The organism is Flavobacterium anseongense, from assembly GCF_021608185.1.
GTDB lineage: Bacteria > Bacteroidota > Bacteroidia > Flavobacteriales > Flavobacteriaceae > Flavobacterium > Flavobacterium anseongense.
Genome location: NZ_JAKIHN010000008.1, coordinates 1 through 26,035 on the forward strand (window position 1 = coordinate 1; position 26,035 = coordinate 26,035).

24 protein-coding genes and 1 tRNA gene are annotated in these 26,035 nt (G+C 35.1%); 13 read left to right on the top strand and 12 right to left on the bottom strand.

Going from position 1 to position 26,035, the window contains the following annotated elements; all coding sequences use genetic code 11:
• Positions 1-193: 193 nt before the first annotated feature.
• The gene (locus L1S35_RS10960) at positions 194-841 is read left to right on the top strand and encodes a porin family protein (protein ID WP_236400607.1); all 648 of its coding nucleotides are present in this window, start codon (positions 194-196) and stop codon (positions 839-841) included.
• A 36-nt stretch (positions 842-877) separates the two neighbouring features.
• Here the strand turns inward: L1S35_RS10960 and L1S35_RS10965 are convergent, their stop codons facing one another.
• The 3 genes from L1S35_RS10965 to L1S35_RS10975 form a co-directional block, all read right to left on the bottom strand.
• A complete protein-coding gene (locus tag L1S35_RS10965; protein WP_236400608.1) occupies positions 878-1,336 on the bottom strand; it encodes a hypothetical protein in 459 nt (152 codons plus the stop codon).
• Positions 1,337-1,441: 105 nt separating this feature from the next.
• Positions 1,442-5,089, bottom strand: a complete 3,648-nt coding sequence (gene purL, locus L1S35_RS10970; protein ID WP_236400610.1) for a phosphoribosylformylglycinamidine synthase — start codon at positions 5,087-5,089, stop codon at positions 1,442-1,444.
• A gap of 72 nt (positions 5,090-5,161) precedes the next feature.
• Entirely contained in the window at positions 5,162-6,709 is a 1,548-nt protein-coding gene (locus L1S35_RS10975; RefSeq protein WP_236400612.1) for a hypothetical protein, read from the bottom strand.
• Between the two features lie 160 nt (positions 6,710-6,869).
• On the opposite strand from L1S35_RS10975, the gene L1S35_RS10980 reads away from it, so the two are divergent.
• The 4 genes from L1S35_RS10980 to L1S35_RS10995 all read left to right on the top strand — a co-directional run bounded on the left by L1S35_RS10980 (position 6,870) and on the right by L1S35_RS10995 (position 9,274).
• Positions 6,870-7,292, top strand: a complete 423-nt coding sequence (locus L1S35_RS10980; protein WP_236400615.1) for a PaaI family thioesterase — start codon at positions 6,870-6,872, stop codon at positions 7,290-7,292.
• Complete coding sequence (locus L1S35_RS10985; RefSeq protein WP_236400617.1) at positions 7,292-8,356, top strand: isochorismate synthase; 1,065 nt, start codon at positions 7,292-7,294, stop codon at positions 8,354-8,356. The genes L1S35_RS10980 and L1S35_RS10985 overlap by 1 nt, the downstream gene beginning before the upstream one ends.
• 64 nt (positions 8,357-8,420) lie before the next feature.
• Positions 8,421-9,137, top strand: a complete 717-nt coding sequence (gene bshB1, locus L1S35_RS10990) for a bacillithiol biosynthesis deacetylase BshB1 (RefSeq protein ID WP_236400619.1) — start codon at positions 8,421-8,423, stop codon at positions 9,135-9,137.
• 63 nt (positions 9,138-9,200) lie between these two features.
• A tRNA-His gene (locus L1S35_RS10995) sits at positions 9,201-9,274 on the top strand.
• 44 nt (positions 9,275-9,318) lie between these two features.
• Here L1S35_RS10995 and L1S35_RS11000 read toward each other — a convergent pair.
• Together L1S35_RS11000 and L1S35_RS11005 are read right to left on the bottom strand one after the other, a co-directional pair.
• On the bottom strand, positions 9,319-10,353 hold the full coding sequence (locus L1S35_RS11000; RefSeq protein ID WP_236400621.1) for a M28 family metallopeptidase: 1,035 nt from the start codon (positions 10,351-10,353) through the stop codon (positions 9,319-9,321).
• A gap of 8 nt (positions 10,354-10,361) precedes the next feature.
• On the bottom strand, positions 10,362-11,420 hold the full coding sequence (locus L1S35_RS11005) for a DUF3667 domain-containing protein (protein WP_236400623.1): 1,059 nt from the start codon (positions 11,418-11,420) through the stop codon (positions 10,362-10,364).
• A gap of 73 nt (positions 11,421-11,493) precedes the next feature.
• On the opposite strand from L1S35_RS11005, the gene L1S35_RS11010 reads away from it, so the two are divergent.
• From L1S35_RS11010 to L1S35_RS11020, 3 genes are read left to right on the top strand one after another with little or no spacing between them, the layout of a single operon-like run.
• A complete protein-coding gene (locus L1S35_RS11010; RefSeq protein WP_236400625.1) occupies positions 11,494-11,949 on the top strand; it encodes a DUF1801 domain-containing protein in 456 nt (151 codons plus the stop codon).
• 1 nt (position 11,950) lies between these two features.
• Positions 11,951-12,448: a GNAT family N-acetyltransferase gene (locus tag L1S35_RS11015; RefSeq protein ID WP_236400627.1), complete on the top strand. Its 498-nt coding sequence runs from the start codon at positions 11,951-11,953 to the stop codon at positions 12,446-12,448.
• A 10-nt stretch (positions 12,449-12,458) separates the two neighbouring features.
• The gene (locus L1S35_RS11020; RefSeq protein WP_236400629.1) at positions 12,459-13,415 is read left to right on the top strand and encodes an ion channel; all 957 of its coding nucleotides are present in this window, start codon (positions 12,459-12,461) and stop codon (positions 13,413-13,415) included.
• Positions 13,416-13,436: 21 nt separating this feature from the next.
• Here the strand turns inward: L1S35_RS11020 and L1S35_RS11025 are convergent, their stop codons facing one another.
• Complete coding sequence (locus L1S35_RS11025; protein ID WP_236400631.1) at positions 13,437-13,976, bottom strand: YceI family protein; 540 nt, start codon at positions 13,974-13,976, stop codon at positions 13,437-13,439.
• A 10-nt stretch (positions 13,977-13,986) separates the two neighbouring features.
• Complete coding sequence (locus L1S35_RS11030; protein ID WP_236400634.1) at positions 13,987-14,355, bottom strand: hypothetical protein; 369 nt, start codon at positions 14,353-14,355, stop codon at positions 13,987-13,989.
• Between the two features lie 76 nt (positions 14,356-14,431).
• Between L1S35_RS11030 and L1S35_RS11035 the strand changes: the two genes are divergently transcribed.
• Together L1S35_RS11035 and L1S35_RS11040 are read left to right on the top strand one after the other, a co-directional pair.
• On the top strand, positions 14,432-14,818 hold the full coding sequence (locus tag L1S35_RS11035; RefSeq protein ID WP_236400636.1) for an OB-fold protein: 387 nt from the start codon (positions 14,432-14,434) through the stop codon (positions 14,816-14,818).
• A gap of 34 nt (positions 14,819-14,852) precedes the next feature.
• On the top strand, positions 14,853-15,692 hold the full coding sequence (locus L1S35_RS11040; RefSeq protein ID WP_236400638.1) for a DUF5777 family beta-barrel protein: 840 nt from the start codon (positions 14,853-14,855) through the stop codon (positions 15,690-15,692).
• Between the two features lie 77 nt (positions 15,693-15,769).
• Here the strand turns inward: L1S35_RS11040 and L1S35_RS11045 are convergent, their stop codons facing one another.
• The 5 genes from L1S35_RS11045 to L1S35_RS11065 form a co-directional block, all read right to left on the bottom strand.
• Complete coding sequence (locus L1S35_RS11045) at positions 15,770-17,809, bottom strand: CRTAC1 family protein (RefSeq protein ID WP_236400640.1); 2,040 nt, start codon at positions 17,807-17,809, stop codon at positions 15,770-15,772.
• Positions 17,810-17,842: 33 nt separating this feature from the next.
• Positions 17,843-18,964 carry a hypothetical protein gene (locus L1S35_RS11050; protein ID WP_236400643.1) on the bottom strand — a complete coding sequence of 374 codons (1,122 nt, stop codon included), beginning with the start codon at positions 18,962-18,964 and terminating at the stop codon, positions 17,843-17,845.
• A 172-nt stretch (positions 18,965-19,136) separates the two neighbouring features.
• On the bottom strand, positions 19,137-21,182 hold the full coding sequence (locus L1S35_RS11055; protein WP_236400645.1) for a T9SS type A sorting domain-containing protein: 2,046 nt from the start codon (positions 21,180-21,182) through the stop codon (positions 19,137-19,139).
• Between the two features lie 31 nt (positions 21,183-21,213).
• The gene (locus tag L1S35_RS11060) at positions 21,214-22,308 is read right to left on the bottom strand and encodes a hypothetical protein (protein WP_236400646.1); all 1,095 of its coding nucleotides are present in this window, start codon (positions 22,306-22,308) and stop codon (positions 21,214-21,216) included.
• Between the two features lie 120 nt (positions 22,309-22,428).
• Positions 22,429-23,757, bottom strand: coding sequence for a DNA recombination protein RmuC (locus L1S35_RS11065; RefSeq protein WP_236400648.1), 1,329 nt, complete (start codon positions 23,755-23,757; stop codon positions 22,429-22,431).
• A 153-nt stretch (positions 23,758-23,910) separates the two neighbouring features.
• Here L1S35_RS11065 and L1S35_RS11070 point away from each other — a divergent pair, with 153 nt between their 5' ends.
• From L1S35_RS11070 to L1S35_RS11080, 3 genes are all read left to right on the top strand, one after another.
• Positions 23,911-24,846, top strand: coding sequence for a proline and serine-rich protein 1 family protein (locus L1S35_RS11070; RefSeq protein WP_236400651.1), 936 nt, complete (start codon positions 23,911-23,913; stop codon positions 24,844-24,846).
• Positions 24,847-24,917: 71 nt separating this feature from the next.
• Positions 24,918-25,484 (top strand): pseudouridine synthase, encoded by a 567-nt coding sequence (locus tag L1S35_RS11075; protein ID WP_236400653.1) that lies wholly within the window; start codon positions 24,918-24,920, stop codon positions 25,482-25,484.
• Positions 25,485-25,504: 20 nt separating this feature from the next.
• Positions 25,505-25,957 carry a tRNA (cytidine(34)-2'-O)-methyltransferase gene (locus L1S35_RS11080; RefSeq protein WP_236400655.1) on the top strand — a complete coding sequence of 151 codons (453 nt, stop codon included), beginning with the start codon at positions 25,505-25,507 and terminating at the stop codon, positions 25,955-25,957.
• Positions 25,958-26,035: the final 78 nt, after the last annotated feature.

A 26,035-nucleotide genomic window follows, 5' to 3' on the forward strand; every position in this document is an offset into this window, starting at 1 on the left:
AAGAAAATTATTTGGCAGAAACCAAACCTGCTAAACAGTAAAAAGATATAACGGACAGCCCAGCCCGAAGGGACATGCCATAATTATATAACATATCGGGATATTTCTGTAATTCATTTTATACTGTTAATAGCGAATTTTACAATGTTATTTATAACAGACCCAAAATTTACAAACACTTAAAATGAAAACTATGAAAAATGTAATTCTAGTAATCGCAATGATTACGTTAACAGCGACAAAGAGTTTGGCTCAAAGTGAGCCCGTAACGATGACAGACAATCGTGAAAAGTTGTTTTTAGGGGTTAAAGCCGGAGCCAATTTATCAAATGTGTATGATTCTGAAGGAGATGATTTTGTAGCCGATTCAAAAGCTGGATTTGCTATAGGAGGTTTTGTTTCCATTCCAATCGGAAAGTATTTTGGGATACAGCCTGAAATCTTGTTTTCACAAAAAGGATTCAAATCAACCGGGACATTTTTGGGGAGTAGCTATGAAGTGACCAGAACGACTAACTTTATTGATGTGCCGATTTTAGCTTCATTTAAGCCTATTGAAAATTTTTCTATTTTATTTGGGCCACAGTTTTCGTATTTGTCAAAACAAACGGATGATTTTCAAGGAGGAACGATTACGACTACACAAGAACAGGCATTCAGTAATGCCAATCTTCGTAAAAACATTTTTGGTCTGACAGGAGGAGTTGATTTAAATTTTGATCATTTCGTATTTGGTCTCCGAGCAGGTTGGGATGTCAAGAATAATAATGGAGACGGAACTTCGGATACGCCACGTTACAAAAACATGTGGTATCAGGCTACTCTCGGTTATAGATTTTAATCAAAAAGGCTCCTGATTTCAGGAGCCTTTATGATATTATTTACTGGCTATTTCTTTGTAGTCTTTACTTCGTTCTCCCTGAATGAACATTTTTAAAGTATTGAAATGCATTGTAAATTCTACTTGTTTCCAATTCAAATCATCTTCAGTATCACCTTCCAGTTTTGTAGTGTATTGGTACCAAAGTGTATATTTCGAATTATCAAATCCCTTTTTATATATCAACGCTCCTCTGTCATCGCATTCTAATCCCCAAATCATTGGTCTTTTTGGCTGTTCGTGAAGCTGATAGAATCCCATTCCGTATTCATTTAGTTCAACCACAGGTTCCTGACCTTTATATAAATATTTACCAAGGATATCCAGATTGATATTCTGCATATAATGTGAAATGTAATGGATGCCGTCTTTGGCTTCGATTTTATCCCAGTTTTGAGAAAAACAGTTCAGCGAAAGCAGCAATAAAGCAACGTATAGTAGATTATTTACTTTCATATTTTCAGAATTACTTTCAATAAAAATAAAAACTATTAGTTGTTGTTTGTCGGAGTGTATGAATTAGTTATGAACACGTTAGATTGTTGAAATGTTGATTTCTTATTAGTTGTTTTCCAACCAAATTCTCGCATTCACAAACGCTTCAATCCACGGTGAAACTTCATCTTTTTTAGCTGTTGGATAATGTGCCCAATTCCATGGGAAAGTTGAACGCTCAATATGTGGCATCATCACCAAATGCCTTCCTGTTTTGTCACACATCATTGCGGTGTTGTAGTCAGAACCATTTGGATTAGCTGGATAACCTTCGTAGGCATATTTCGCTACAATACTATATTGATTTTCAGATTCAGGCAAGTTGAATTTTCCTTCACCATGTGAAACCCAAACGCCAAGATTTGTTCCGGCCAATGTTTTTAGCATGATGGAATTATTTTCCTGAACTTTAACAGATGTAAATATGCTTTCGTGTTTTTGACTCTCGTTATGATGCATTTTTCCGTGGACTTTGTGTTCCGGATTTATCAATTCTAATTCCATGAAAAGTTGACAACCGTTGCAAATTCCAACCGAAAGAGTGTCTTCTCTTTGGAAGAAATTCTTTAATGCTTCGTTTGCTTTTTCGTTGTATTTAAAAGCGCCAGCCCAACCTTTAGCCGAACCCAAAACATCCGAATTAGAAAATCCACCAACAGCACCAATAAATTGAACATCTTCTAAATTTTCTCTGCCCGTAATCAAATCGGTCATGTGAATGTCTTTTACATCAAAACCTGCCATGTATAATGCATTGGCCATTTCGCGTTCAGAATTACTTCCTTTTTCGCGGATGATGGCTGCTTTTGGACGTGGTTTTGAGTTGTCTATTTCAGGCTTTTTCCCTGTGAAATGCGCTGGGAAATTATAAAGTAACGATTGGTTTTTATAATTCTCAAATCGTTCTTTCGCTTTGTTGTTTTTGGTTTGTTTTTGGTCGAGTAGGAAAGAGGTTTTGAACCAAACATCTCGTAAACTCGCAATATCCAAATTGTAATTTTCAAATTCCAAAGATTCTGATGAAGTAACTTCACCAATCTTGAAATACTCAATTCCGTTTAACGCTTTTTCAAATGTAGCATCGTCTTTTGCCTGAAGCACTAATCCGATATTTTCAGAAAATAAAATCTTTATCAAATCTTTTTCGGCGAATGAACTGAAGTCGATTTTGGCTCCCAAATTCACATCTGCAAAGCACATTTCCAATAAAGTTGTAATTAACCCACCTGAACCAATATCGTGTCCGGCAACGATTTGTCTTTCCTTAATTAACCCTTGAATAGTGTCGAATGCTTTTTTGAAAAAGGCAGCATCTTTAATTGTTGGTGTATCGTTTCCAACTTTATTTTGTATTTGAGCAAATGAACTTCCACCCAATTTAAATTCATCCTGCGACAAATTGATATAGTATATCGAACCACCGTTTTTCTGTAAAACAGGTTCGACAACTTTCGTAATATTTGAACAGTTTCCGGCAGCCGAAATAATAACCGTTCCTGGTGCAATCACTTCGTCATTTGGATATTTTTGTTTCATCGAAAGTGAATCCTTTCCGGTTGGAATATTGATTCCTAATTCGATTGCAAAATCAGAGCACGCTTTTACGGCTTCATATAATCGGGCATCTTCACCATCATTTTTACAAGCCCACATCCAGTTGGCAGAAAGCGAAACACTTTTCAAACCATCTTTTAATGGAGCAAAAACAATATTCGACAAAGCTTCTCCAATAGAATTTCTAGAACCGGCACTTGGATTAATCAAAGCTGAAACCGGCGAATGACCAATGGTTGTCGCAATTCCTTCTTTTCCATGAAAATCTAAAGCCATTACACCAACATTGTTTAAAGGCAATTGTAATGGCCCGGCGCATTGTTGTTTGGCTACTTTTCCACCAACGCAACGATCCACTTTATTGGTTAACCAATCTTTGCAAGCTACAGCTTCGAGTTGCAAAACTTGTTCTAAATAGTCTTGAATTTTGTTTTGATTGTAATTTACTTCAGTATAATTTAAAGCAGAAGTATTATCGGTCATTATTATTTTTGGAGAACTTCCGAACATGTCTTCCAAAGCAAAATCCATCGGTTTGTTGCCTGTTGTTTTGCTCTCGAAAGTAAAGCGATGATTATCTGTTACTTCACCAACTTCATACATTGGAGCCCGTTCTCGTTCCGCAATTTTTCTAAGGGTTTCGATATCGTCTTTACCAATTACTAATCCCATTCTTTCCTGTGATTCGTTACCGATAATTTCTTTGGCAGAAAGTGTTGGGTCACCAACAGGTAATTTATCCAAATCAATCAAGCCACCAGTTTCCTCAACCAATTCAGAAAGACAATTCAAATGTCCACCCGCACCGTGATCGTGAATGGAAACAATTGGATTTACGTCACCTTCAACCATTGCTCTGATAGCATTGGCAGCACGTTTTTGCATTTCCGGATTGGAACGTTGGATTGCATTTAATTCAATCCCGGAACCAAAAGCTCCTGTATCTGCAGATGAAACTGCTGCACCACCCATTCCGATTCTATAATTTTCACCACCAAGCACTACGATTTTATCGCCTTTTTTTGGTTTGTGTTTTTTGGCTTGTTCTTCTTTTCCGTATCCAATTCCACCAGCAAGCATAATCACTTTATCAAAACCTAACTTTCGATTATTCTCTTCATGTTCGAATGTTAAAACAGAACCTGTAATTAATGGTTGTCCAAATTTATTTCCGAAATCAGAAGCACCATTTGAAGCTTTAATCAGAATGTCCATTGGAGTTTGATACAACCATTTTCTTTCGGTCATTCCGTTTTCCCATGGACGGTTTTCGGCTAATCTTGAATAAGCGGTCATATAAACCGCTGTTCCGGCTAATGGTAATGAACCTTGTCCACCAGCCAAACGATCGCGAATTTCTCCACCGGAACCAGTAGCTGCACCATTAAAAGGTTCAACAGTTGTTGGAAAATTATGCGTTTCGGCTTTTATAGAGATTACAGAGTTAAATTCTTTTTCCTGATAGAAATCGGCTTTGTCTCCCGTTTTTGGGGCGAATTGTGTCACTTTTGGACCTTTGATAAAAGCCACATTATCTTTATAAGCAGAAACGATATCGTTCGGGTTGAGTTCCGAAGTTTTCTTAATCATTTTGAATAAAGACATTTCTTTTTCAACACCATCAATAACAAATTTTCCGTTGAAGATTTTGTGACGACAATGTTCTGAATTGACTTGCGAGAATCCAAATACTTCTGAATCGGTGAGCTTTCTGTTTAGTTTTTTAGAAAGGTTTTCTAAATAAATAACTTCTTCATCGCTTAACGCCAAACCTTCCTGTTTGTTATATGAAGCAATATCATCAATTTCCAGAATAGGTTCAGGCTTGATATTAATCGTGAAAATATCCTGATTTAATTCGCTATACTTTTGCGAAAGCATTGGATCAAAATTGGTAAAATCAGCAGCAACTTTTTGAAATTCTTCAATTCTGATAATGCCTTCAATTCCCATGTTTTGTGTAATTTCCACAGCATTGGTGCTCCAAGGCGTAATCATAGCGGCACGTGGACCAATAAAAAAATCCGTCAGGACGGATTTTTCTATTTTATGTGCGTTAGCGAATAACCAATTAAGTTTTGAGATAGTTTCTGCCGAAAGTTCGTTTTGCGATTGCACGGCAAAAACAGTGTTACTTTCGTTTCCGAAGAAATGAATCATTGTGTTGTAGTTGTAAGTTGTTGTTGGTGCAAATTTAGGCTAAATAAATGAAATCTAAAATTGCTTTTTGAATTAATTTGATGGAAAAATAATCGAATTATAAGCACCCAAATCGAAAACACCATTTCTTGGATTTCCTAAGATATCTAAAGGAACTCCAACATCTACTCCAAACCCTTTAGACGCTGAAAGTTCACCAATAAACAATTTGTTTTTACTGATATCCTGAAAATCTACAACACCGTTTTTAATAATCTCAGCAGTGTCATTAATAAAGGCATAATCAGGATTATTAGTAAATTGATTGTTCGAGTTATTAAATTTAATCTGGCATTTACTGAACAGTTTATTGAATTGTTTACTAGTATCCGTACCTTTATTAACAAGCAATTCTACCTGATTGGAGCCAAAAATAATACAGTTTTTAAAATCAGCTTTTACCAAATCAAAAGCAACCTGTTGATTAGTTGTTGCGTCGGTATAATAATTATCAACTGTTACGGCAACTTGTTTTGAGCTCGACCAATTGTTGTTAAAGGTGCAATGTTTAAATTCATAACTTCCACCCAAGGTACAAGCTAAGGAAGCAACTCCAGCCGTATTGATAACTATATTTTTGCCTTCAATGTTTGCTGCTCTTCCCAGTAAACCAACGTTGGAACAATCATAAATTTGAGTGTTTTCGATGGTCATTGGTGCGCCTAAATTGTTTTCAACCAATAAACCTATGATGGCATTTTTGAGGGTTAAATTTTTAATCCTATGATTGGTACTTCCTTGTCTGAGATACACCGTTCCCCATTGTCCTGGAACATCGGAGAAAATAGGTTCTAACCGGTCGCCTTCAAAAATAACTTCGTTTTCTAATGCTGCAGTTGTTGATGTTTCGCCATCAATATGAAGCGTTCCGCCTTCCTGAACCACTAAACCCGAACCGTCATGAAAATGAACTCTTGCTCCGGCAGGAATCGTTAATGTTTCACCACTGGGAACACTGGCATAACCGTAGACGACATAGGGTTTATCTGTCCTGAATAAGTATTCATTCCCATTATCAGGATGTGAATGACTTAGATTTCGACCATTAGTTTCCAACACAGTTCCGTCTTCATTAAAACCAATCGGAATCTGACCAATAACGCCATTGGTATTATTTGGAAATATAAAATAAGCATCCTGGATTAGTGTTACCAATTCTACTTTTTGCAAATTAGCGCCACTGTCAAATTCAATTTGGTCTGTATAAAGGAAATCCGAAGGGTTGGCATCACCAATTCCTGCAGTGGTTTCTATGAAAATATACATGCTGTCTTTTGCCAGTAATTCTACATCATGGAAAACCCTGTTTTCATCACCTGTCATTCCGTCAACAGTAATTCTGTATTTTGTTCCAACGCCTTTAGCTAACCTGATTGTAGGGATTTTGATGTCTTTGCTGCTTTTGTTATAGACTTTCAAAGTGTATGTACTTGAACCTATATTGGCAAAAACGGTATCCAAATAAATAGTGTCTTTTGAAAAAACTAAATCTCCAGTACTAGGTTCAAAAACAAAGTCCTGACGACATGAACTAACGGTAACAGCTAAACCAACAAAAAAAAGAATAAAGAGTTTACGCATTTGCAGTATGAATTTTGGTAAATGTAAGTATTAATTTGAAAATTTAAAAATCATATCATTTATAACGTTAAAAATTCAGTTTTATTGTCATTACAATCAATTCAGCATCCTTTGACTTTTAGATTCTTGTAAATAAGTATTATTTTTACAAAAAAAAGCTATGTCATTCGATAAAGACAAAATCCTCCAACTTTGTAACGATTGGTCCAAAAACACTTTGATGGAAACTTTAGAAATAGAGTATATCGATGCCGGAGAAGATTTTTTAACAGCAAAAATGCCTGTCAATTCCAGAGTACATCAACCCATGGGTTTGCTTCATGGTGGCGCCACAGTAGCTTTAGCCGAAAGTGTTGGAAGTGCAGCTTCACTAATGTTTATCAATACTGAAAAACAAGAAGCTCGTGGCATTGAAATTTCAGCAAATCATTTAAAAAGTAAACGGGAAGGAACTGTTTTTTGTACGGCAAAAATTATTCATAAGGGAAGAAGCATTCATCTTTGGGAAATAAAAATCACCGATGAGGAAGGAAAATTGATTTCTCTTTGCAAACTGTCTAACATGATTATACCGCGACGCTAATGACGGATTTATTCATAAAAGTCAAAACACATCAGGAGCAACAATTGCCATTTGCGTTGTTCTGTAAACCCGATTCGGATAGAATTGTAGGCGTGTTTCAAAAGAACGATCATTTGTATTTTTTGGAAAATTTTGAAGAAAAAGGATTTGTTTTTGCGCCATTTGATGCCGAAGAAATACCTTTTATTCCGTTAGAACATGCTGATGTGTATGTTGAAAATGTGAACACGTCCGATTATTTTTTTGATAAAAAGGCTCCAGAAGTAAATAGCGCAATTAGTAATGATTTTTTTGAAGAATTAGTTACCAAAGCTGTTGAAGCTATCCATGAAAATCAGTTTTCGAAAGTAGTTTTATCCCGAAAAGAAGAAATTAGCAACCCTAATTTTGATATTGAAACTACCATGAATAAAATGATTAGTATTTATTCCGGAGCGTTTAAGTATTGTTTTTTTCATCCAAAGATTGGCATTTGGCTTGGTGCAACTCCGGAGCAGTTTTTAAAAACCAATGGCAATACGTTAAAAACAGTAGCACTTGCCGGAACGCAGTTGGCAACAAGTTCTAAAAACATCGTTTGGCAAGAAAAGGAAAAAAAGGAACAGCAGTTAGTTACTGATTTCATTGTAGATAGTTTAGAAGATTTGACTAAAGAGGTTACCATTTCAAGTCCGTATTCTTTTAGAGCCGGTAATTTGTGGCACATCAAAACAGATATTTTAGCCCGATTAAAATCGAAGAAGTCATTAAAAAAAATTATCACAGCATTGCATCCAACATCGGCAGTTTGCGGATTGCCAAAGCAGGCTGCTAAAGAATTCATACTCGAAAATGAAGGGTACAATCGCGAATACTATTCGGGATTTTTAGGTGAGTTGAATATCGATTTCGTGACTTTCAGAACTTTGCAAACCGATTTATTTGTCAATTTGCGTTGTATGAAAATTATCAAAAATAAAGCACAGCTATTTGTTGGATGTGGTATTACAAAAGACAGTAATCCTGTAGATGAATATATTGAAACGGTCAATAAATCAATGACGATGAAAAAGATTATTCAATAAAACGTATTTTTGACTCGAGCCGCGTTAGCGGTGAACAGACGAAGTAAACTAAATAGAACTTAAAATGAAACTAGATATATTGGCTTTTGGTGCGCATCCGGATGATGTAGAATTAGGTTGTAGCGGAACTATTGCCAAAGAAATTTCGTTAGGAAAAAAAGTTGGTATTATCGATTTAACACGTGGTGAATTAGGAACCCGTGGATCAGTTGAAATCAGAGATTCTGAATCGGTATTGGCTGCTGAAATTTTGGGAATTGCTGTTCGCGAAAACCTGAATATGCGTGATGGATTTTTTGTAAATGATGAAGCACATCAACTTCAAATTATAAAAATGATTCGGAAGTATCAGCCGGAAGTTGTGCTTTGCAATGCTGTTCGTGACCGACATATAGATCACGGGAAAGGAAGCAAATTGGTTTCGGATGCTTGTTTTCTTTCGGGTTTGAGAAGAATAGAAACTACTTTCGACGGTAAAAATCAGGAAGCCTGGAGGCCAAAAGTGGTGTATCACTATATTCAATGGGAAAATATTGAACCAGATTTTGTGGTTGATATAACAGGATTTGTGGATAAGAAAGCAGCTTCGATTTTGGCGTATGCCTCACAGTTTTATTCTGAAAATTCCAATGAGCCAGTAACACCAATTGCGACCAAAAATTTCCTGGAAAGCATACATTATCGCTCGCAGGATTTTGGGCGATTAGTAGGCGTAGAACACGCCGAAGGTTTTACGGTTGAAAGATATGTGGCGGTCAATAGCTTAAGTGATTTAAAATAAGTTTTTAATTTTTTTCTTGGCAGAAGAAAAGAATTTATACTATATTTGCACCCGTCTAAAATGGTGGTTGTAGCTCAGCTGGTTAGAGTAGCGGTTTGTGGTGCCGCGGGTCGCCGGTTCGAACCCGGTCAGCCACCCATAGGTAAAAAGCTTCGAGAAATCGAGGCTTTTTTATTTTATACTACTTTGTATCAGACTTATCAACTACTAATCTATTTGCCCGATTAGCAATTTCCCAAGCAATAGCGAAAGCATATTTGGTTCTTGTAGTCAATGCGTCAAATTCTATTTTGCTTACGTCGTCTGTAGGTCTGTGATAATCAGCATGCTCTCCGTTATAAAGAAAAACTACCGGAATTCCGTTTTTGGCAAAATTATAATGGTCCGAACGATAATAATAACGGTTTGGATCACTTTTGTCATTGTATTTATAATCGATGGTTAAGAATTTATTTTTCGCATTAACCTCTTCACACACATTGTATAAATCGGTTGAAAGATAATCTGAACCAATCAAATAGACATAATTATTAGTGTTTTCATGAAACGGATCGCGTCTTCCTATCATATCTATATTCACATCGGCAACTGTATTAGCTAATGGGAATAATGGATTTTCTGTGTAGTAACGCGAACCATGCAAACCGTGTTCTTCACCTGTAACGTGCAAAATTAAGATGGAACGTTTTGGTCCATGGCCTTCATTTTTAGCTTTTTGAAAAGCAGCAGCAATTTCCATGATAGCGACTGTTCCCGAACCATCATCGTCTGCACCGTTATTAATTTGACCATTTTTTATTCCAATGTGGTCGTAGTGCGCCGAGACAACCACAATTTCTTCTGGTTTTTCGGAACCTTCAATAAAGGCCCATATGTTCTCTGAATCGGGGAGATTTTTGTTGCGCTTTGCATTTAAATAAGCAGCCGGAATATGTTGGTAATAATCGGTAGCACCTTTTGGGAAACCAACGCCATGTTTTTTGTAGAAATCAATAATATAACGACCTGCTTTTTTCTGACCTTCGCTTCCGGTGTCGCGACCTTCCATTTCATCGGAAGCGATGATTTCGAGATTTTGCTTTAGGCTTTCTCGTGAAACACCATCAATATAATTATTTTTTGAATGGTTATCAGACTTGACTGCAACAACATTTTTCGGGCTTGAACAATTTATAAATAGAAATATAAACAGTAATAATACTATTGGTTTCTTCATGTTGATTTTTAATGAATATTGATAAAAGTATATACGATAAATACTAAAAGTAGGATGATTATTAAAATGATGTTGATGAATAACAACGCAATGCTTTTAAGGAACGAAATCACTCTTGTTTCGCCATAAAAACGATGATGTGCCGGGAAGAAATAATAGAAAAACCAAATAAATGAAATAGCTTTTCCAAAACCGGAAATGAAATCGGTAAACGCATTTTCAACAAAGCAGTCCATTATTTTATTGAAAATGAATATCAATAATATAGTAAGCAGCAGAAATGAAAAATAATGTAGCGTGAAAATGCCATGATCAAAATAATACCAACGCTTTTTACCATGAAAAAGCCAAAGCATCAATGCGAATAGCGGCATATAGATAAATAATACTTTTGGGATATTGCGTTGTGATTCTTCCAAAAATTTCTGCATCATTTCTTCCTTGGTGTTTTTGGCTTTTACTATCAATGTTTTTTTAACAATGTTATATTCAAAATCACTTAGTTTGTCTTCTGCCGGACCATATTTTTGTAATGAATCCAACTCTTTGACGTTTTTGTAACCAAAATTTAGAAAGTTTTCATTCTGTTGTTCATTGGTAAGATGCTTTTTCTTTTGTGCTTCTTCATCGGCTTTTAGAATCTCGGAAAGCTTTACTACTTTGGCTGCAATAACACTGTCTTTAACAACTCCGTTTTTGTCTGTTACAGGCACAGTTGTCGTTTGATCTGAATTCATTAGATTATCAGTGTTTGTTGGGAAAATTGCAATCAGAAAGAAGGTCACAAAACTGATGAAAATATATAATCTTACCGGTGCTAAATAGGAAAGACGTTTTCCAGAAAGGTATTCTTTAGTTAGCGATGCGGGTTTAAACAATAAGTTTTTTATGGTTTTCCAAAAAGCATTTTCATAATGTGTTAAGTCTTCAAAAAAATGAACAAATAAGTGATGAAAAGTCTTTCGGGTATCGGTGTTTTCCTGTCCGCAGTTAGGACAAAATCTATTTTCTACAACATAATTACAATTCAGGCAGGTTTTGTCTTTTCTTAATGGACTTTTCGACATAGGAATAGTTATAAAAATCAAAATGTAAATCTATTAAAATTATTTCTATTTTTGAGACACAAAACACAAAACCATGCAATCAAAAGCTACAACTCCGGAACAATATTTAGCCGAATTACCTGAAGACAGAAGAGAGGCCATGCAAAAACTTCGAAAAGCCATTAAAGATAATCTGCCAAAAGGTTTTGAAGAAGTTATCGGTTACGGAATGTTAGGTTATGTTGTGCCGCACAGCATTTATCCGAAAGGCTATCACTGCAATCCGAAATTGCCCTTGCCTTTTATTAATTTGGCTTCACAGAAGAACTTTATTGCATTGTATCATATGGGAATTTATGCCAATAAGGATTTGGAAAACTGGTTTGTTGCCGAATATCCAAAACACGTTAAATCCAAACTAGATATGGGAAAAAGTTGTCTTCGATTTAAAAAAATGGATGAGATTCCGTTTGATTTTATCGGAGAATTGATAGCCAAAGTATCGGTAGAAGATTGGATTTCAAATTACGAAAGCGCATTTAAAAAATAAGATGATTACAATTCAAAGAAATAAAGACGAAAATTTCATCAGTATCAGAGCTATAGCTACCGAAGTTTGGCCCATTGCTTATGGTAGTATTTTGAGTCAGGAGCAATTTGATTATATGATGGAAATGATGTACAGCGTTCCGTCATTGCAAAATCAGGTTAATGAAAAAGGCCATCGTTTTATATTGGCTGTTGAAAATGAAGTTCCTGTTGGTTTTGCTTCTTATGAATTCAACTACAATAAAAAACCAAAAACAAAAGTTCATAAAATCTATATTTTGCCAAATCAGCAAGGCAAAGGCATTGGGAAAGCACTAATCGATTTTATCACAATTGAAGCCAAAGCAAAGCATCAAAGGGGATTGATTTTGAATGTGAATAAAAATAATATAGCTATTCGTTTTTACGAGAGAATTGGTTTTGAAATCAGTTCTGAAGAAGTCATCGATATTGGCAATGGTTATGTAATGGATGATTATGTAATGGAAAAATCGATTTAAAATGCAACCGATGAAGTTTCTGAAAAAAATAAACAGCAAAGCAAAATCCGATGCCAACACAGGTTTCGGGGCGAATGCTTCGAGTTACGGCGGACGGTTTATCACCAAAAATGGAAATGCCAATGTCAAGAAATCGGGCATTGGTCTTTTTGAAAGTATTAGTTGGTATCATACCATGCTCAATATTCCGAGATGGAAATTCATGGTCATCATTGTTGTATTTTATTTTCTGGTCAACTTTATTTTTGCCAGTCTGTATTATGCTGTTGGAGTCGAACACTTAAACGGGGTTACAGCCAGTACAACTTTGGATAAGTTTGGACAGGCATTTTTCTTTAGCATTCAAACTTTTACAACAGTTGGTTACGGACATATCAGTCCAACCGGTTTTGCGGCTAGCTTTGTGGCTGCTGTAGAAGCTTTATTTGGCTTGTTGAGTTTTGCTATTGCAACAGGGTTGTTTTACGGAAGATTTAGTAAACCCAAAGCACACATCAAATTTTCACATAACGCTTTGATAGCGCCATACAAAGATGGAACCGCTTTCATGCTTAGATTATCACCTTTTAAAAATACCAATCTGACCGATGCAGAAGCCAAAGTAACACTTGGAATGAAACTGGATGAAAAAGGTGTTCTGGTAAACAAGTTCTATACTTTAGATTTAGAATTGTCAAAAATAAATCTACTTAATTTGAGTTGGACATTGGTTCATCCGATAACTGAAAATAGTCCGTTGTATAATTTGACCAAAGAAGATTACGAACACATTGATGGAGAATTTCTGGTGTTTCTTAAGGTTTTTGATGATATGTTTAGTACGACAGTTGTAAAACGAGCGTCTTATTCGTTTGATGAGATTGTTTTTGGTGCCAAGTTTTTACCGATGTTTTCTCGAAGCGAGAATCAAAATAAAACAGTTCTTCACATTGATAAACTGAACTTGTATGAAAAAATAAAGCTGTAAAATAATTTACAGCTTCTTTTTTTATTTTAGAGCAGCATCTAATTTTACCGCTACTTTTTTGGAGACTTTCTTACTGACAACACTTGGAATTTCAATCCCGTAATCGTCGGTATTCAGATTAAAATCAGCATCAATCTCTATACCGTTACCTGTTTTTTTTATGTTTGCCGTAAAGGTAATGTCTTTAGATTTTCCGTGCATTTCCATTTTCCCTTTTATGATATAGGCTTTGGCAGTTTCGGTAAGTTTTGAAACATCAAAGTTGTCAATTTTACCTTTGAAAGTTGCCTTTGGATATGAATCACTTTCCATATAATTTTCGTTGAAGTGTTCTTCCATCAATGCTACTTTGAAGCGAAATCCTTTTATTAATACAAGGCTGGCAATTTCTCCGCTACTTGGATTTAGCACTAAAGTAGCAGATTCATTTTTTGCTTTTACTTCTTCAAAAGCAGGAACAGAGGCTTCAAATGTAACTTTAGCTGTTTTTGTAATCATCTTGGTTTGTGCAAAACTGCTCAAACTCATTATTATTAGAAGACTTATTAATTTTGATGTCATAGCTTTAAATTTATTCTGGGAAACCGTTACTTGCCCATTCGAAAATCTGATCAATTTTTGCCTGTGGTAATCTTGTTCCACCATTTGGCATCATTCCGGGAGAACCTTGCGCTCTTGAAATTCTATCTAATAAACCTCTTGTTTGAACCGCATTCTTAACAAATTCGTATGTAGTTAAAGACATGGGCGCACCGTTTACAGGAACCGTTGCATGACAAGGAACACAGTTATTGTCAATTATAGCTTTTACGGTATTGGTATAAGTAACTTCGTCAAACTGGTTTATATCAATCAAATCAGAACTTGAATCGTTCGTGCATCCTAAGACAAAAACAATACCAAAGGAAGTCAGGAGTGGAAAATATAATATCTTTTTCATTCTAGTTTTTTTTTAAGTAGTATTTTTAAGTAAATTTACGTAATTATCTGTTAAGCAGTTTAAATTAATTTCGATTATGAGGAAAAAGTTGTTTTATATTTCACTCTTGTTAATTGTGGTGATTTTTGGAGTCTACAAATATGTCTATAAAAGTCACAGAGATATAGCTTCAGAAGATGCTGCTTTTTCTAAAACAGTGACGGAAGTCTTTCACGAATTTACGGCTAATGATAGTTTGGCAAATAAAACTTATTTAGACAAAACAATTTCTGTAAAAGGTAAAATAACCAATATTGATTTAGCCAATAAAATTATTACCGTTGACGAAAAGCTTTCAGCCCGATTTACAGATAAGATTCCGGATACTATAAAACTTCAGGATTCGATAACTTTAAAAGGAAGATTGGTAGGTTTTGACGATTTGTTAGAAGAAATACAAATGGATCAATGCGCTATTGAATAAATTATTTATAACAAAAGACTAAAAAGAAAATTATATGAAAAAGATTATTTTATTGCTATTATTACCAATTACCATGGTTGCTCAGGAAGATTTACTTAGTGGTGTAGACTCGACGAAAACTCCAAAAAGCAAAGTTGATTCAGCCTTTAAAGCTTTGAAAATTGTAAATCTAGAATCTACGAAACTAGCAGCTAAAGGCGATTTTTATTTTATAGTGGCACATAGATTTGGCTCTCTAAAAGATGGATTTGAAGGCGCATACGGACTCGACAGCGCCGTGACTCAATTGAAATTTCTTTACGGAATTGCCGATTGGTTTACTATTAGTGCAGCAAGAAGTGAATTAGCTTATGATTTTTCCGGAAAATATTTATTGCAATCTCAGGAAACAAATGGTTTTCCGGTTGCTATTGCAGGGTTTACCAGTATAGGATTTAATAATACTTTGAAAGAAAGTAATTATCCTGAAATGAAATTTGAGAACAGATTAATTTATGTGGCGCAAATATTAGTTTCCAGAAAATTCAATAAAAATTTATCATTAGAGTTGGCTCCAACTTTCTTTCATGAAAATTTTGTAATTGATGATAATCAGGATAACAGTCAATATGCTATTGGAGTAGGCGGAAGGTATAAATTTGCAAAACGCTGGTCTGTAAATGTTGATTATGCGGCTCATTTAAACCGTTCAAGTACTTCACCATTTAAAGATCCGCTTTCTATTGGAGTTGATTTAGATACTGGCGGTCACGTTTTTCAGATGCATTTCAGTAGCTCACAAGGAATGCATGAAGCAGGATTTTTGGGTAATACAACCGGAGATTGGGGAAAAGGAGATATTTTCTTTGGATTTAATCTCTTGAGAGTTTTTTAAAAAGTAACTTTCAGCTATAAAAAAAAGTCCTCTCGTCTTATTAAACGAGAGGACTTTTTTATTTTTAATGACTCTTATTATTCTTTAATGAATTTTTGAGCATAGTTCTTATTATCTGTGTCAGATATGGATAAGATGTAAGTACCGCTTGCTAAATTTTCGACATTTATAGGTTGATTTAAATCGTCAACTTTCAAAACTTCTTTACCGGTTAAATCATAAACAAATGCTGATTTAAGAGTAACACTTTGATTGGCTTTTAGCTGAATGTTAACCACATTTTTTGCCGGATTTGGATAAACAGAGAAAACAGTGTTGTTAAATGAATTAACACCCAAAGTTGCTCCTTCGACTACATGTAAGGTTTGATTTGGAGCTACATTGTTGTATGTGTCAACAAGTCCGGATGGCCATCTTATTATCACCTGATTAATTGTTGTATCTTGTCCAATACCAAAATGAGCGTTTAATGAACTCATGTATTTAAATCCTTCGCCACTTCTAATATCTCTAATTTGTTTGCCTAATGCACTGTATACTTCAAGACGAGCACCAATTCCGTTACTATTACTTTGAATTCCTTGTAAAGTAACTTTTAACCATTTGTTTGTATTTGGAATCGCATAACGAATGGTGTTTCCATTTTGAATATCCAGAAAACCATCATTGTTTAAATCGCCAACGGCACCAACGCCTATTCCTGAATAACTAACAGCTGCAAAAGTACTGTTATGCTGATTAAACATAATTTTATTTCCACCACCTAATACATCAATAAATCCGTCATTGTCAAAATCATAGGCAATATTGTCAATATTGGTAGAAGTATTTGTGTCCCATCCTGAGTTTGTTGTAATATTCGTAAAAGCACTTAAAGTATTAGTTGTTTCAAAATTATTTCTAAAATATTTGTGTGTTCCTGTACTAGCTGTAATGATAATATCCATATCCCCATCATTGTCAAAATCAGCAATAGCAGAGGACCATGTTTGAACCGGAGTAATATCTATTCCGGCGAGAGTAGAAACATTTGTATAATTATTTCCACCATCATATCTAAATAATTGACATGGAGGTCCAGAGCATTTAGAAATAAACACATCTGTATCCCCATCATTATCAAAATCGGTAAATAAAGTGGCATAATTTCCACCACCAGAACTCAAGTTCATAGCACCGGGCGTAGTGTTAGATTGATAAAAAGTCAAAGTATTTGTAAGTCCACCACCATTTAAATAATAACAATTCGGAGCTATATCATGGCAGGAAAAAACATCAAGATTTCCATCATTATTTAAATCCGCAAAATTTGTTCGCTGACAAAAAATATAATCACCAGGAGTTATACTGGTATAACCGGTTTCATTAGATTTCCATACAGAAAGCCCATTTCCGCTTCCCAAAATTAGATCCGATTTCCCATCTCTGTTATAGTCACCTGCTGCCAAACTCCATCCAGGCATAAAGCTTGTTCCTGATATTGGATAATCAGTAACAGTAAACGTACCACCGGCACCTTGAGTGTGTACTCTTAAATTATTAGCACTTACTCCTACGATATCATCAACATAATCACCATTCATGTCAACCACACATAAATTATATCCACTATTTATTGTAGCAATAGATTGCGTTGTATAAGTTATTGGTGGCGTAGGTTGAACAACGACAGCACTTTCAGTCAGTTGGAAAGTAAAACCTCCTGAATTCCATTTGTTATCAAAAGCAATATAATAGGTAGTTCCTGCAGTTACATTAAATGTAGCTGTCGACAAAAAACCATTTCCAATTATACCACCGTCATCATCTCCTGAATAACATACTAAATTAGCGCATGTTCCGGTGTAAACATGAAATCGGGTATCTCCTCCGGAATTAATAGCTAAATCTGTGGTAATAGTAGTAGTGTGAGCTTGGGTTGGTGTGTACGTATACCATTCTCCGGCCGTAGCTCCAGTACCATTATCAGCACAAATTGGACTTGGAACCTGTGTTCCGTTTACAGCACTTATGACATAAGTACCTGCAGTAATTGGAACTGCAGTAGCACAAGTGTCTTGTGCGTTTGCTACTTGCGCAATAAAAAAGAATGCTAAGATTAAGGTAATTTTCTTCATTTTTTTATTTTTAGTTTGATTGTTTTTTTTAGTTTACGGACAAGGCGCTAGTGAATTAATCCACTGTTCTACTAATGCTACTCCTTCTTCGTGTATAACTGTTCTTCCATGCAATGGCATTCTAAAAGATTCATCTGTGGTGTTTAGCCTATAATAGAGCATAGATCTATTTATATTTCTGGGAGCTACAATTTTGGTTAGAGCAGTTGCAAAACTATAATCCTCAGTATCAACACAAACTCCCATATTAGTTTGACCATTAACGCCACCCGTTTCGCTGTAAGGGAAACGCATTGGTCTGTAATCACAGTGTCTGTCAATAGCGTGACAATGAGAACAATTGCTGTCTAAATAGGATCTGACTCTTAACTCTAATGGTTTTGAGCTGTCATTATAGTTGATTACTGTGTTTTCTGTAGAGGGGAAAGTAAAATTACTTTCAAGATAACCGCTCTCAATCCATTTTGAAAGTTGATTTTTAGTTTCGGTATTATAAGTATAATTAAAATTAAGGTTTTGAGGTTTGATGCCTATAGGTATATAAGTATCTATCACAGTACTTCCTATGACCTCTTTGTTTTTGTGGCAAATCATACATTGCACTTCTGTTGGGATTCTGTAATTAGCACTTCTAATTATATTATTTTCATCTTTCCAGGAAACATCTGTGTAACTGCCTGCTAAATCAAAGTAGGCTTCAGTTTGGTCTGTATTCCAAACATAATCGGCAAAAATCCATCCTGTTGATTTTCTAATCATGACACGTGTTTCAATGATTCGTGTTGTATTATCGGGTTGTACATTATCGTAATAAAATGTTTTTATTAAAGCAGCACCAACCGGTAATTCTAAAACTTTGTTGTCTGCAACAAAACTTGCTTTTGTCCCTTGTGGCATCCAAATAAATCTTTTTTTATGAGCATAATCTGAAAAAAGAGAACTGGCAGGTTCATACGGTATAACATTTAAGGAAGGGATTTGATTTTTCATATCACCTTCAAAAAAATTATAGTCTGATAATTTTGGATAAGGCACTAATGTCAAATCAACCTTAACAGGAGAAACCGGTTTGTAAACGTCATCTTTATCAGAACAAGCATTAAGAACAATAATCAATAAAAATAGCGTTATTGATAAAGTGTAATATTTTTTCATAGATTTTAAAATGCAAGCCAAATATAATAATTATTTCATAATTTGTTTAAAATTAATAGATTATATATCCTGCAAAATTCTTTTTTTACTAGTACAGAATGAACCAAAACTTAATTATAAAAAAAAATGCATCCCGAAAATGAAATGCATTTTTTAAGCTATGATTAAAGCGTTATTCCTTAATGAATTTTTGAGGATAACTTTTACCGTTTGTATCAGAAATTGTTAAAATATAAGTTCCGGTTGCTAAATTTTCAACGTTAATAGGTTGATTTACAGCGTTGGTTGAAAGCACTACTTTTCCGGTTAAATCATATACTAAAGCTGATTTAAGTGTTACATTTAAATTGTTTTGCAATTGAATATTAACAACGCTTTTTACTGGATTTGGATATATTGAGAACACACCATTGTTGAATGAATTAACTGCCAAAGTAGAACCTTCAACTACCGATAGATTTTGATTTGGATTCACACCATTAATAGTGTCAATAATTCCGGATGGCCATTTAATGATTACCTGATCAATAGTTGTTGCCTGTCCAATTCCGAAATGAGCAGTTATCGTGCTCATGTTTTGGAATCCGGTACCGCTTTGTACATATCTAATTTGTTGTCCCCAAGCGCCATGAATTTCAACTCTGGCTCCAATTCCGTTTCTGTTGCTTTGAATTCCGCGTAAATTTACGTTTAACCATTTATTAGTATTACCATTGTTAAACAATACATTGGTGCCGTTTTGAATGTCTAGAAATCCATCATTATTTAAATCGCCAATTGGTCTGTCAAAAGCAGATAAATTATAGGTGTTTGGGTTAGCTGTGAAGTGAAAATTACCATCGCCAAACATTATGTTATTACCCGATCCTAATACATCTAAAAACCCATCATTATCAAAATCCTGAGCTACATATTCTCTGCCCAAAGAAGTGTTTGTGTCATAACCTGAACCCGCAGTCACACTTGTAAATGTTCCATTGCCATTATTTCTTTTTACGTTTGTATATCCGTTAGATGCTGAGTTTACCCCAACAATAACATCCATCCATCCATCGTTATTAAAATCACCGCAAGCACCTGACCAAGTTTGTTCAGGATTTGCCATGTTGGCTTCTACCGCTACATTTGTGTAAGTTCCATCTCCATTGTTTTTATGCAATTGGTCAATATTTCCTCCGACACCGGAACCACCTTGTCCACATTTTGCAAGATACATATCAATATCACCATCATTATCAAAATCAAACCAATTGGAAGCATAATTTCCACCAGATGGGAAATCACCTAGACCACCTTGATTAGCATTTAGATTAACACCGTCGTTCATATAAAAACGATTGGGAGCATTATCATCACAGGCAAAAGCATCTAATTTTCCATCATTATTGATATCTACAAAGTTTGTTCTTTGTACCAAATAATTTTGTGTTTTTCTGTCGGTTGTATATCCTGTTCCGTCATTGTTTGCTTTTAAAAAAACAACACCACTTCCCGAACCATAAATTAAATCATTGAATCCGTTATTGTCATAATCTCCGGCAGCAATACTCCATGAAGGTAAAACGGTTGTATTACTAACTGCAAAAGACGTTGAAGTAAATGTGCCACCAGCTTGCTGATAGGAAATTACCAATTGCGTTGTAGAAACAGCAGAAACAATATCGTCTAAATTATCTCCATTCATATCGGCAATACAGTTGTTATATGTTCCGGCTATACCAGTAACTGCTTGAGTGGTAAATGACAATCTATCTGTAGCTGGAGGTGGAGCTACCATAAGTGTGAAATCAAAACCATTGTTGCTGTATCTGTTGTCAAATGCGATAATATAAGTAGTGCCTGTCGTCGCGTTAAAGGTGACTTGTGAAGTTAATGCTCCATTATAATCATCATTTGCAGTCAAGCAAACCAAACTGCCGCAAGTTCCGGTATATACAAATACTCTTGTGTCAGAATTGCCGTTTTGCGCTAATGCTGTTGATAGAATTACGCTGTTATTTGCCAATGCGGTATAGGTGTACCATTTTCCTTTTGTTGGATTGTTGCCATTGTTGTTTAAGTTACAAAACAATGTTGGAGCAGTACCATTCTCTCCTGTAAACGCAGGAGCTGTTGTTGTTGAGTTAAGCAAAATAGCAACCGGCGTACTACAATCTTGTTGTGCTATGGCTACAGTTATGCTAAAAAGTAAAAAAATAACAGACGTAATTTTTTTCATAATATGATTTTGGTTAGATTATTTGAAATTGTTATGGACACCTTTGAGTCAATGATAAAATATACTGCTCTAAAAGAGCAACACCTTCGTCATGAACCATGGTTCTGCCTAACAAAGGCATTCTCTCACTTTCATCATTTGATATCATTCGATAATGCATGATTGATTTGTTGAAGTTTCCCGGAGTAATTACTTTTTGTAAAGTCGGACTTATCTCTTCGTCGGCCAGTAAACAAATACCAATATTAGAATCAATATCTGTTTGATGGAATGGCAATCGAATTGGTCTGTAATAACAACGGGCTTCGTCCTGATGGCAATGGGCACAGTTTGCATCTAAATAAGAGCGCAGTCTTAAATCTAATGGTTGCGTTGTATCGTGATAATCTACCACAGAAGCAATAGATGAAGGATAACTTTCTAAGTAACCTTGTTCAACCAATTTTTGTAAAATCTTCTTACTTGTATTACCGTAGGTATGATTGTGATTTAAATTTTGTGGTTTAACACCAATTGGTGTTGCGATTTCATTAATCTTATGACAGGCAAAACATTCTGCATCTGAAGGAATTCTATAATCTGTAGTTACTATTTCACCGCTGGGTTTTGCAAAAGTTATATTTTTGGTACTTCCATTAGTGAAATCGATACCTGTTACTAAATCGGCATCTGTCTGATCATCATTCCATAAATATTCATAAAATTTCCAACCATCGTCTTTTCTAATCATTATTCGAGTCTCGATAATTTTTGTTTGGTTTCCTGGTTGAATTGTGGTGTAATAAAAAGTTTTTATCAAAACAGTTCCAACCGGAAAATCAAGAATTTTATTGTCGGCAACATAAGCTGCAGCAACACCATTCGGCATCCAGATAAATCTCTTTTTTGAAGCATAATCAGTAAAAAGGGAACTCGCAGGCTCATATGCAACCACATTTAAAGATGGAATTTGATCCTTGATTGCACCTTCAAAAAAATGATAATCCGACAGTTTCGGATAAGGAACTAAAGTTAAATCAACTGTAACCGGAGAAATCGGAATGTACTCGTCATCATTGTCTGAACAGGAAATAAAAAGGACAAAAGTTAAAAGTAAAACTGCGGATAGTAGGTAATATTTTTTCATAGAATTTTAAAATGCAGACCAAATATAATAATTATTTGATAACCTTCTAAAAATTAACAGGATTTCTAAAAGATGAAACTCGATTATTCATAATTTGATAAAAATTACGCAATATAATTGCTACATTTCTTCATCTTTGTTGGCTCGCTGTAAAATGTTTTCGGGCAATGCTTTTTTGGCTTTAGCTCCCATTTTTTTTAGGTTTTCAACACGGTTGATTAGATTTCCGCTGCCATCAACAAGCTTGTTCATGGCATTATCATATTCTGTTTTTGAGTCTTTTATTTTATTTCCTACCTTAACCAAGTCGGCTACAAAACCTTCAAACTTGTCGTACAAAGCTCCGGCTTGTCGTGCAATTTCCAATGCGTTTTCCTGCTGTTTTTGATTCGTCCACATACTGTCAATTGTTCGCAGAGTTGCCAATAATGTGGATGGCGTAACAATCACAATATTTTTTTCAAAAGCTTTATTGTAAAGCGAAGTATCTTCATTCAATGCCAAAGCAAAAGCGGATTCAATCGGAATAAATAGCAACACAAAATCAGGGCTTTCCATCTGATATAAATCATGATAATTCTTCTCACTTAATTGGTCAACATGGCGTCTGATTGCCATCACATGTTCTTTTAAATGCTGCGCTTTTTCAGCATCGTCTTCTTCGTTGATATAACGTTCATAAGCTGTCAATGTAACTTTGGAATCGACTACCATTTTCTTGCCGTCAGGTAAATTAATTACGACATCAGGAAAAACCCGATTACCATCTTCGGTTACAAAACTTTGCTGCACTTCGTATTCTCTTCCTTTTTCCAAACCTGATTTTTCCAGCACACGTTCCAAAATCAATTCGCCCCAATTTCCTTGCATTTTGCTGTCACCTTTTAGTGCTTTGGTTAGGTTTAAAGTCTCTTTGCTCATCTGCTCGTTCATTTCGCGCAAGCCCAATATTTGCTGACGTAATGCTGCGTGATAATCAATGCTTTCTTTGTGTGTGTCTTCGACTTTCTTTTCAAAAAGCTGAATTTTTTCACTAAGTGGATTTAATATGTTTTTCAGGTTTTCCTTGTTTTGCTCAGTGAATTTCGTGGTTTTTTCTTCCAGAATTTTGTTCGCTAAATTTTCGAATTCTTTGGTGAATTTCTCCTGCAGTTTTTCGACTTCTTCCTTTTGTTCTTTGTTGCGTTCCCAAAGGTTTTCGAAATCAGTCTCTTTTTTGGACAATTGAATGGCTAATGATTCTTTTTCGGTACGGATAGTTTCGCGTTCCTGAACCGTTTGATTTAATTGTGATTTGAATTGTTCGATTTGTTGAAGCAATCCATTTATTTTTTCTTCCAATGCCGCTTTGTCCAATTTTGAATTGGCTGCTAAGAGTGTTTTTCCGATAATAATCCCAAAACCTAATGCAATCGTAAAAGCGACAATAATCATTACATTATCATTCATAAAAACATAAAATATATAGCTGTTAAATATACATACTTTAGGAATTAAATTTATATGAATTTCAAAATAGTTTTTTTATGTTTGGCATTATTTTTGGCAATTGCCAACGCAGAAAAATAGATTTATCAATTAACAATTTTAAAATTATGATTTATGAATAGAAATTTTACACTTCTAATTCTTTTGATGCTCACTTCGTTTTCATTTGCACAACCAGGGCCAGTTGGTCATTTAACCATTTTTTCAGAAGATGGAGATAAATTTACCCTTATTTTGAATGGAGAAGTAATAAACGATGTACCACAAACTAACCTAAGAGTTGAGGATTTAAATCAACCATATTACAATGCTAAAATTAAATTTGAAGATGCATCGTTAGCTGATATAACCAAAAACAATTTGATGCTGACTGATGTTGACGGAATCTTTTCGGATGTTACATATAAAATAAAGAGAGATAAAAATAATAAATCAAAAATGAAGATGAATTATTTTTCTTCAATTCCTGTTAGACCAGATTTTATTCCGGCATCTAATGTACATGTAATTCATTATGGACAGCCAAGACCTGTTGTAGTGCAACAAACTACAGGAGTTTCTCAAACCACCACAACAACGACTACACAAACCGGTGGAACAAGCGTTGGAGTTGGGGTCAATGTAGGTGGTATTAATATGGGAGTTACTATTAACGATTCTATGGGAGGAGGTTCAGTTACTCAAACCACAACTACTACAACACATTCTGGCAATGCCGATGTTCATTATGACGAACCTGTAAGAGGTTGTGGTGGACGTTCTTGTATGACGCCCGGAAATTTTAATGCCGCTTTGGCTACAATCAAGAAGCAGAGTTTTGAAGACACAAGATTAAAAACAGCAAAACAGGTAATTACTGCAAACTGTTTGAATGTGGACCAAATCATTCAAATTGCCAACACATTTAGTTTTGAAGATAACAAATTGGAATTTGCCAAATATGCTTATGATTATTGTATAGAACCCAAAAACTATTTTAAGTTAAACGGAATTTTTTCTTTCAGTAGTAATGTTGATGAATTGTCAGATTACGTTCAAAGCAAACAATAATATTTTTTAAATTTAATCAAGAAAGACCGTCCTTTTAGGATGGTCTTTTTTATTTTTGTCAAAATTCCTTTATGCAACGTCATTTCCTAATTCATAAACCACACGGGTATTTGAGTCAATTCATTTATGAAAGAAAGCGACACAAAAAGTTGCTCGGTGAATTATACAATTTCCCCGAAGGAACTATGGCAATTGGGCGTTTAGACGAAGATTCCGAAGGCTTACTTTTACTAACTACTGATGGAATGATGAGCGAAATAGTGCGAAGTAAAACCGTCGAAAAAGAATATTACGCTCAGGTTGACGGAATTATAAATGAAGCAGCAATCGAGCAACTAAAAAATGGTGTCGAAATTGGTTTCAAAGGAGTTCGATACACCACCAAAAAATGCGAAGCCAAAATCATAGACCAACTTCCGGAAAGTATTGGAGAAGGAAGAAGAATTCGCGATGAACGTCACGGACCAACTTCATGGCTTTCGATAACTTTGACCGAAGGCAAATTTCGTCAGGTTCGAAAAATGACTGCAGCAGTTGGATTTCCAACACTTCGATTGGTCAGAATCCGCGTAGGAAATATACATTTGCAAAATTTAAAAGCAGGAGAAATTCTCGAAGTAGAAAGTTTTTTCAAATAACCAAATAACCGAATAACCAAATGCTCAACATTGTTTTAGTAGAACCCGAAATCCCAAACAATACAGGAAACATTGGACGATTGTCTGTTGGAACTGAAAGTAGGCTCCATTTGATTCATCCGTTTGGATTTGTAATCAATGACAAAAATCTAAAGCGTTCAGGTTTGGATTATTGGGTGCATTTGGATGTTACAGAATATCAAAATGTAGCTGAATGGATGGAGCAAATTCAAGATAAGTCAAGAGTTTTTCTGATGAGTTCACACGCCACAAAATCGATTTATGAAGCCGAGTTTCAGGATGGAGATTGGTTGGTTTTTGGTAAAGAAAGTGTGGGTTTATCTAAAGAAGTTCTGGCATTATTCGAAAACCATTTAACGATTCCAATGTCAAATTTAATCCGAAGTTATAATATTGCCAATTCGGTAGCGTTTGTAGTTGGCGAAGCGAAACGACAGATTGCTTTAAAGTAGTTTTCAGTCACAGTCACAGTCACAGTCACAGTTTGCAGCTTTTGTGACTTTGCTTAACTTTTGTACCTTTTGTTGTTA